Source organism: Geobacillus jurassicus NBRC 107829, from assembly GCF_001544315.1.
GTDB classification, from domain to species: domain Bacteria; phylum Bacillota; class Bacilli; order Bacillales; family Anoxybacillaceae; genus Geobacillus; species Geobacillus jurassicus.
The window spans coordinates 1-7,134 of sequence record NZ_BCQG01000089.1 but is presented as its reverse complement, the minus strand read 5'-3'; the positions used below and the strand labels follow the sequence as shown (position 1 = coordinate 7,134).

General features: G+C 46.6%; 11 protein-coding genes. 7 read left to right on the top strand and 4 right to left on the bottom strand.

Going from position 1 to position 7,134, the window contains the following annotated elements:
- The first annotated feature begins 120 nt into the window (after window positions 1-120).
- From GJ1_RS16835 to GJ1_RS16825, 3 genes are all read left to right on the top strand, one after another.
- Window positions 121-537, top strand: coding sequence for a very short patch repair endonuclease (locus GJ1_RS16835; RefSeq protein WP_066234939.1), 417 nt, complete (start codon window positions 121-123; stop codon window positions 535-537).
- Between the two features lie 186 nt (window positions 538-723).
- Window positions 724-1,128 (top strand): hypothetical protein, encoded by a 405-nt coding sequence (locus tag GJ1_RS16830; protein WP_066234942.1) that lies wholly within the window; start codon window positions 724-726, stop codon window positions 1,126-1,128.
- Window positions 1,121-2,752, top strand: a complete 1,632-nt coding sequence (locus tag GJ1_RS16825; RefSeq protein ID WP_066234935.1) for an AlwI family type II restriction endonuclease — start codon at window positions 1,121-1,123, stop codon at window positions 2,750-2,752. Before GJ1_RS16830 ends, GJ1_RS16825 begins: the two co-directional genes overlap by 8 nt.
- 27 nt (window positions 2,753-2,779) lie before the next feature.
- Here GJ1_RS16825 and GJ1_RS16820 read toward each other — a convergent pair whose 3' ends face one another.
- The 4 genes from GJ1_RS16820 to GJ1_RS16805 form a co-directional block, all read right to left on the bottom strand.
- Complete coding sequence (locus GJ1_RS16820; RefSeq protein WP_066234932.1) at window positions 2,780-3,892, bottom strand: DNA cytosine methyltransferase; 1,113 nt, start codon at window positions 3,890-3,892, stop codon at window positions 2,780-2,782.
- 89 nt (window positions 3,893-3,981) lie between these two features.
- Window positions 3,982-4,275 (bottom strand): hypothetical protein, encoded by a 294-nt coding sequence (locus GJ1_RS16815; protein WP_047819435.1) that lies wholly within the window; start codon window positions 4,273-4,275, stop codon window positions 3,982-3,984.
- On the bottom strand, window positions 4,259-5,056 hold the full coding sequence (locus tag GJ1_RS16810) for a ParA family protein (protein ID WP_066234929.1): 798 nt from the start codon (window positions 5,054-5,056) through the stop codon (window positions 4,259-4,261). The genes GJ1_RS16815 and GJ1_RS16810 overlap by 17 nt, the downstream gene beginning before the upstream one ends.
- A gap of 104 nt (window positions 5,057-5,160) precedes the next feature.
- Window positions 5,161-5,568 carry a ribbon-helix-helix protein, CopG family gene (locus tag GJ1_RS16805; RefSeq protein ID WP_066234926.1) on the bottom strand — a complete coding sequence of 136 codons (408 nt, stop codon included), beginning with the start codon at window positions 5,566-5,568 and terminating at the stop codon, window positions 5,161-5,163.
- A 299-nt stretch (window positions 5,569-5,867) separates the two neighbouring features.
- Between GJ1_RS16805 and GJ1_RS16800 the strand changes: the two genes are divergently transcribed.
- The 4 genes from GJ1_RS16800 to GJ1_RS18140 all read left to right on the top strand — a co-directional run.
- Complete coding sequence (locus GJ1_RS16800; RefSeq protein ID WP_066234923.1) at window positions 5,868-6,398, top strand: competence protein ComK; 531 nt, start codon at window positions 5,868-5,870, stop codon at window positions 6,396-6,398.
- Between the two features lie 141 nt (window positions 6,399-6,539).
- Window positions 6,540-6,761 carry a DUF1659 domain-containing protein gene (locus GJ1_RS16795; protein ID WP_066234922.1) on the top strand — a complete coding sequence of 74 codons (222 nt, stop codon included), beginning with the start codon at window positions 6,540-6,542 and terminating at the stop codon, window positions 6,759-6,761.
- A gap of 18 nt (window positions 6,762-6,779) precedes the next feature.
- Window positions 6,780-6,992 (top strand): DUF2922 domain-containing protein, encoded by a 213-nt coding sequence (locus tag GJ1_RS16790; RefSeq protein WP_020961686.1) that lies wholly within the window; start codon window positions 6,780-6,782, stop codon window positions 6,990-6,992.
- Window positions 6,993-7,056: 64 nt separating this feature from the next.
- Window positions 7,057-7,134, top strand: a 78-nt coding sequence (locus GJ1_RS18140; RefSeq protein ID WP_157068410.1) for a YvrJ family protein, incomplete at its 3' end; no start/stop codon positions are given.

Genomic DNA, 7,134 nt, shown 5'->3' with positions numbered 1-7,134 from the left:
TTGCGGATGGTCCTGCTTGCAAGCGGCATCCGCGGATAGGCCGACGCGAGTTTCGGTTATCTGATATAATCAGTAGTAAATATACGCTTCTGAAAGACTTCTCTGACTGGGGTGATCCATTTGAGCGACAATCTTACCAAAGAGCAACGTTCCAAGACCATGAAAGCCATAAAGTCGCGTTCGCGGTTGGAAGATACGGTCTCAAAAGCCCTCTGGAGGGAAGGATATCGGTTTAGAAAGAACGACAAGACCCTCCTTGGGAAACCTGATATCTCCATCAAAAAGTATAAAGTCGCCATCTTCATTGATTCATGTTTCTGGCACGGATGTCCACTGCACGGGAATATGCCTGAAAGCAATAGGGAATATTGGGAAAAAAAGCTCTTGAGAAACAAAAAACGGGATCAAGAAGTCAATGAATATTACAGAAAAATCGGCTGGAATTGCTTGAGGGTGTGGGAACACGATTTGAAACAGGATTTTGATCAAACAATAAAGCAGATAAAGAATTTTATTGATCAAGCCATGGATGTATGAGCGCTTGGATGTAGCAAGCGTTTTTTATTTTGTAAAAAATTATAACCTTATAAGGTTTATGTATTATACAAAGATAAAAATTATGATGTTAATTGGAGGAGGGGGAGGAATTTTTTGCTTCATAATTCCAGGAGGAACAAAAATTTATTGCAAAAAATATTAAGCAAAATTATAAGCAGGAAAGTGATGGACAACTTCAACAGATTTTTATCCCAGCATCGGATTGCAAACCGGGAAATCAGCCGATATATTGGCGCTCCCGACAACGCCTTCAATAAAATCATCAACGAAATGTCGGTCCCGTCTGTGGCCACCATAGTCCGTTATGTGCACGCAGCGGAGCAGATTATTGGGGAAAATAAGATTTCCATTTATTCCAAAATTCTAATCGACAATGAAATTGAGAAAGCCGTCAGCATCCTCAACCAAATTTCAGATGCCGACATCACTGAGCTGATCAAGGAAAACAAGGAGTTTTTCAAGTCGCTCGACTTTTATTTTTCCACCACTCAATCCAAAAAAGTCGATCCATTTACAATCGAAGAGAGAGACATCTACGCAGAAATAAAGGAGATGCTCGACCATGAATGAGAAAAGCACCAGAAAGGTATGGTTTATTACACGCCCGGAAAGAGACCCCCGATTCCATCAAGAGGCATTGCTGGCTTTGCAGAAGGCGACGAATGATTTCAGGCTGAAATGGGCGGGAAATAGAGAAGTCCATAAAAGGTATGAAGAAGAGCTCGCAAATATGGGGATCAAAAGAAACAACATCAGCCATGACGGTTCCGGAGGACGCACATGGATGGCCATGCTCAAAACCTTCTCCTATTGCTATGTAGATGATGACGGATATATTCGCCTTACAAAAGTCGGAGAAAAGCTCATCCAAGGAGAAAAGGTGTACGAAAACACAAGAAAACAAGTCTTGACGCTCCAATATCCAAACGCTTATTTTCTCGAACCGGGATTCCGCCCAAAATTCGATGAAGGGTTTCGAATTCGTCCTGTCCTGTTTCTGATCAAATTAGCAAATGACGAAAGATTGGACTTTTATGTAACAAAAGAGGAGATCACTTATTTTGCCATGACAGCCCAAAAGGACTCGCAGCTGGATGAAATCGTGCATAAAATATTGGCGTTCCGAAAAGCCGGCACTCGAGAGAGAGAAGAAATGAAACAAGACATCGCCGCCAAGTTCGACCATAGGGAAAGATCAGACAAAGGAGCGAGGGACTTTTACGAAGCCCACTCCGACGTGGCCCACACTTTTATGCTTATCAGCGATTACACAGGATTGGTCGAGTACATTCGCGGCAAGGCTTTGAAAGGTGATTCTTCCAGGATCAATGAAATTAAGCAGGAAATCGCTGAAATCGAAAAACGCTACCCATTCAACACACGATACATGATATCGCTCGAGCGCATGGCGGAAAACAGCGGCTTGGACGTCGACAGCTACAAGGCCAGCAGATACGGCAATATAAAACCAGCTGCAAACTCCAGCAAGCTTCGGGCGAAAGCAGAGAGGATCCTTGCACAATTTCCATCCATAGAATCGATGTCGAAAGAGGAAATCGCTGGGGCCCTCCAAAAATATTTATCGCCGAGAGACATTGAAAAGGTCATTCATGAGATAGTGGAAAGCAAGGACGATTTTGAAGGGATCAACTCCGATTTTGTAGAGGCCTACTTGAATGAAAAAGACAACTTGGCGTTTGAAGACAAGACCGGCCAAATATTCAGCGCGCTGGGGTTTGACGTTGCAATGCGCCCCAAAGCCAAGAACGGTGAAAGAACAGAAATCGAAATCATCGCCGGGTATGGAGGAAGCAAATTCGGCATCATTGACGCCAAAAACTATGCAGGAAAGTTCCCACTGTCCTCTTCCTTGGCTTCACATATGGCGTCCGAATACATCCCCAATTACACGGGATATGAGGGCAAAGAGCTAACGTTTTTCGGCTATGTGACCGCAAACGACTTCAGCGGGGAGCGCAACCTGGAAAAGATATCGGACAAAGCTAAGCGAATCACCGGAAATCCCATCAGCGGATTTTTAGTCACAGCCAGAACCTTGCTCGGCTTCCTTGATTATTGTATTGAAAACCATGTGCCATTGGAAGACCGCGCCGAACTGTTTGTCAAAGCTGTCAAAAACAAAGGATACAAGTCGCTCGAAGCTCTGCTTCGAGAATTAAAAGAGACAAGCTAGGGCGAGGGATTTTTTCCCTCCGCCCTTCTACACAAGCTCTGGAATGGCCAATTGCTCCGTTCCAAACAATTCCTCAACATCCCATTTAGGTTCAACGCATTCATACGGAATGCCAGCGAACGTCTTCAAAATGGCTTCAAAGATGATCTTTGCTCCTTTCGGAGGAACTGCCATGCCGATTTGTTGCCTGACATTTTCCTTTGTCCCCTCAAACACAAAATCATCCGGGAATGTCTGGAGCCTCGCCCTTTCCCTGTTTGTGAGAGCCCGCGGCTCCTCCCAGTGATATACGTGCGTTCCACCGCCGCCGCTCCCTGTAACGGTGTAGGAGGGCTGGTCGGGATGCAGTCTTCTATAGATTTGGCTCAGCCTTGCTTTTTTTACATTCAAGCGCAGCTCCTCAGGTATCCCTTCATACCATGCATTTTCGCCCGGCGGTATATGTTTGAGCATTTCTACTGTTTTTGCGTTATGGCGCGTAAACTCGTGGTTGGGTGCGTCGTCTGGGATCGGTGGATTGGTGATCGCCTCCTTCGCCGTCACATACTTGTCGGGAGTAGTCGGCGCAGGAACTTTAAACCTCAAATCCAGGTCTTTTCTGATGCCGACTATGATGATGCGGTGCCTCATCTGAGGAACGCCGTATTCCTCAAATTTATATAGATGCGGCACGATGTCATACCCTCTCCCGGCCTCGGACAATTCTTTCAGAATCTGCATAAATGCACGGCCCTCGTTGGCGCTTTGCAGGCCGCCCACGTTTTCCGCCACAAAAAACTTTGGTTCGTGAACATTAAGAACCTTGACCCCATATGTGTATAAAGGCCCATACTCCCCATCCATTCCTTTGTGTTCTCCTACAACACTGTAGTCATTGCATGGAAAACCGAACGATAATGCGTCTATTCTGGGAAGCTTCTCAATGTCAAGCTCTCTTACGTCGCATACAATGACGGATGGATCGTCTGGATCGCCGCAGATATTTCGTCGATACGTCCTGCATGCCGATTCGTTGTAGTCATTTGCCCAAACATGCTCAATGCGGAACTCTTCGCCATCAGCAGCGACCACCCTCGCCATTTTGGCTCCTAAAGCAAGGCCTCCCGGACCGCTGAAGAGTTCTCCTTTCCGAAAAATCATTTTATTACCTCCGTGGCAAAAGAATTATCAACGTGTCAGTACATTATAGAGGATTTTTGAAAAAAACAACAGCAATTCAATTAAAGCCTTCACTCGGCTCCCTTCTTGAGCTCATTCAGATATTTTTCAACAGCTTCCTCAATCAACAGATAGATATTCTTCTCCTGCAAAATAGACTGCATCTTCAACTCTTTGTGCAGGTCCGTCCGAATATCGAAGGAAACACGCTTTCTTTCCACTTTCTTTCCTTCCTTTCTTGGTTGGTTGTCATCTTCGTTCAAAACTGTATTGTTTTCTTCTCCTACAGGATCAGTCAACACTTGCGTAGGCGTGATGACTTTTTGCTGACGCTTCATGTTTTTGATGTCATCTACTTTGGACACGCTCCATCATCTCCTTATAGAAGTTTTCATACTGCTCCAGCGCCTGGTTCAATTCATTGTTTTCCTCAAAGCCATAGAGCGACAGGCGGCCGATCGGCGCCTTGCGGGTGATGATCGTTTTGAACACCTCGTTCGGATAATCTTCCTCGATCATTTCATTGAACGCCTTCGCGTCGCTGCGGCGGACGTCGTTCATGGTTCTCAGAATGCCCAGCAACCTCGTATTGTGCCGCCCATGTACCCTCGCCCCCTCAACCGATTCCATAAAATTCGGGACCGCCGAGTAGCACCAATTGGAGCACTCGAACATCATGATGACATACTGGCTTGCGCACAAGGCGTTTGTCGTTTGTTCGCTCAGCGAAGGCGGCGTGTCAATGACAATGAAATCGTAATGATGCCGGATCTTGTCCAACGTATCGTCCAGTATCAAGGTCGGCTTTCCCTTGTACCTGATATATTTTCCAAGGTACGTCTCCCCTGTGTAAATCCAGCGAGGGAACGTGGCCAGAAAGTTGTTGGCCGGAAGCAGGTCCAGCTTGGCGTCGATCTTGACTATGTACGGCTCCGGATCCCTCTCCTGCATCGCTTCGAGAACGGATTTCTCCGTGAACTCATTGGATGGCTTCCGCGAAAGGAGCTCTGTCAAATTTCCCTGCGAGTCCATGTCGACAGCCAAAACCCTGTATCCGTCCCTGCTCAGCAAATAGGCGAGGACTCCTGTTGTCGTGGACTTCCCACATCCGCCTTTTTGGATGCCCATGGTGATGGTGATGGTCACTTATATCACCCTCCTTTCTTCCAAGGTTTGTTTCTTCTTTTGTTTATATGATTTATTCTACGTTATTTTCTAGATTCCTTCAATGATTGCAAAAAATAAGAGCGTTAGAAACGCTTCCACTTCAATTCCGATATGAGTTGTCGCACCGCCTCCGACTCCGACACATTTTTTGCCCGACAGTATTTCTGGAGAAGTTCGTAAAGCTCGTCGTCCAAGCGCACGGTAATGCGATGTGACTTGGACTTTTCTTCTTTCGGACGTCCACGTTGGAGCTTTTTGCGTTCGACGCGCAGATCATCATGGACGACAACATCGAGGTATCCGAACCTCTCATAAATGTTTTTATGTTTCTCTACGAATTCTTCCCACATTCGGGGAATTTCTTCAAGAAGACGGAGGTACTCTTCCTGTAGCTTCTTGGTTTCCTCTGGGGACTGAGGGCGCCGCTTTCCGAATTCCTGGAGGACAAGGACCTGGAAATCGTGCCGCTCATAGCATCTTCCTCCCATCATCGCCATCACCCTCCTATTTTTTGTCTGACACTATTTACATTTATTATATCCCCTGTCTTTCATTAATTCAATATTTTTCGTCTGACACAAAAATTAAGATGCCAGTGCCAATTTTGCCTTTCAAAGCACAAATTAATCGAATCGGCGTTTTTCGGAACAAAAATCGCTGTTTTTGAGCTGAAAGATAAGGTTTTGCCATTTTGATTTTTTTGCCAAATAGGGGTATATTGTACTTAAAAATGTGACATTTTCGACAAATTTCGCCCCGAGCGTTAAGGGGAAGAAGGGGATGAAAAAAGTTGGACTGGAAAGAGGTAAAGCGGTTCGCCTATGCCGGCCAGGCGTTTATCCCTGTCAACGTGGAAAACAGAGGGGATTCGGTCAAACTTTTTCTCAGGAGCGGGGAAACCAAGTTGCTTGACGTGCAATCGAGTTTGTTTTTGAAGCGGCTTCTGACCTTCTTTGGTACAAGCATTTCGATCAACCGCCATCGGTATGGGGAGTTGGTGGGGAAAAAGCAGCTCGTTCCCATCGTGTTGTCGTATGGCTTTACCATCATTCCGTTTAACGTTCGCGAGCCGGTCGGCCGGCAAAGCCGTGTAGGGTGGTTTGTGTCAAGAGAGATTGAGCAATTCAGGCAAAGATCGCCCCAATGCACCACGGTTCATCTTCTCTCCGGGCATCAGATTCCTGTGTTTCATTCCCGCAAATTCTGCATCGACCAGCTCAAAAACGCGAAATGGATTGAAATGTGCTACGGGGAGATTCATGAACCGCATCGCAGGAAATGGATAAACGGCGGCGCGTCTTGCGAAACAGCAATTATGTAGCGAAATGAATGATTTATCGCAATAAAACGGAAGGATCGGCGGCATTGGGGGCCGCTTTTCTCTTTTTTCGCTTTGAAAGCGGTTTTGTTTATAGCTGTTATCGGGTGATATGATGTTGGCAAATCGAAAGGAGGTAGGAAAATGGCCGCTTCCGAAATGGTGTCGGGCCGCACTCTTGTTTTGGACTTCTACGCCGGAAAGGACAGCGACGGAAAGGACATCATCCGCTCGCAAACCTTCAGAGTGAAGAGCGACGCAAGTGTCCAATCTCTTTACGATGCCGCCACCGCCATCGCCAGCTTGTCGAGCGGCAGTTTGCGGTACGTGCGCACGACATTGACCAGCCATATTATCAATGCATGATGAGAGGGGGAATGAACAATGAAGACGTTGGAACTGACGTTTAACGCTCAAGCGGGGCCGGCGCGGATTTTGATCCGCTATCCCAAGGAACCGGTTGATCCGGTTCAAGTGAAAACGGTGATGAACCAGCTCGTAGCGGCAAATGTTTTTATGACCGGCAACGGGGAGCTTGTGAGCCCGAAGAGCGCCCGCATCATTGACCGCGAAACGCAAGATATCCAGCTGCCATAGCGCATCTGTCATGGACGGAAGGTTTCTCGCCTTCCGTTTTTGAGCATTGAAAGGGGGAAAAGCAATGGATTTGTTTTCGATGATCAGTGAAGTTTCCTTCCCGATCCTTGTTTCTATATATCTTCTGTATCGGATGGAGACG

Coding starts and splice junctions, on each gene's coding strand:
- GJ1_RS16830 (WP_066234942.1), top strand. CDS start 724: ATGGACAACTTCAACAGATTTTTATCCCAGCATCGGATTGCAAACCGG.
- GJ1_RS16825 (WP_066234935.1), top strand. CDS start 1,121: ATGAATGAGAAAAGCACCAGAAAGGTATGGTTTATTACACGCCCGGAA.
- GJ1_RS16820 (WP_066234932.1), bottom strand. CDS start 3,892: ATGATTTTTCGGAAAGGAGAACTCTTCAGCGGTCCGGGAGGCCTTGCT.
- GJ1_RS16805 (WP_066234926.1), bottom strand. CDS start 5,568: ATGATGGGAGGAAGATGCTATGAGCGGCACGATTTCCAGGTCCTTGTC.
- GJ1_RS16795 (WP_066234922.1), top strand. CDS start 6,540: ATGGCCGCTTCCGAAATGGTGTCGGGCCGCACTCTTGTTTTGGACTTC.
- GJ1_RS16790 (WP_020961686.1), top strand. CDS start 6,780: ATGAAGACGTTGGAACTGACGTTTAACGCTCAAGCGGGGCCGGCGCGG.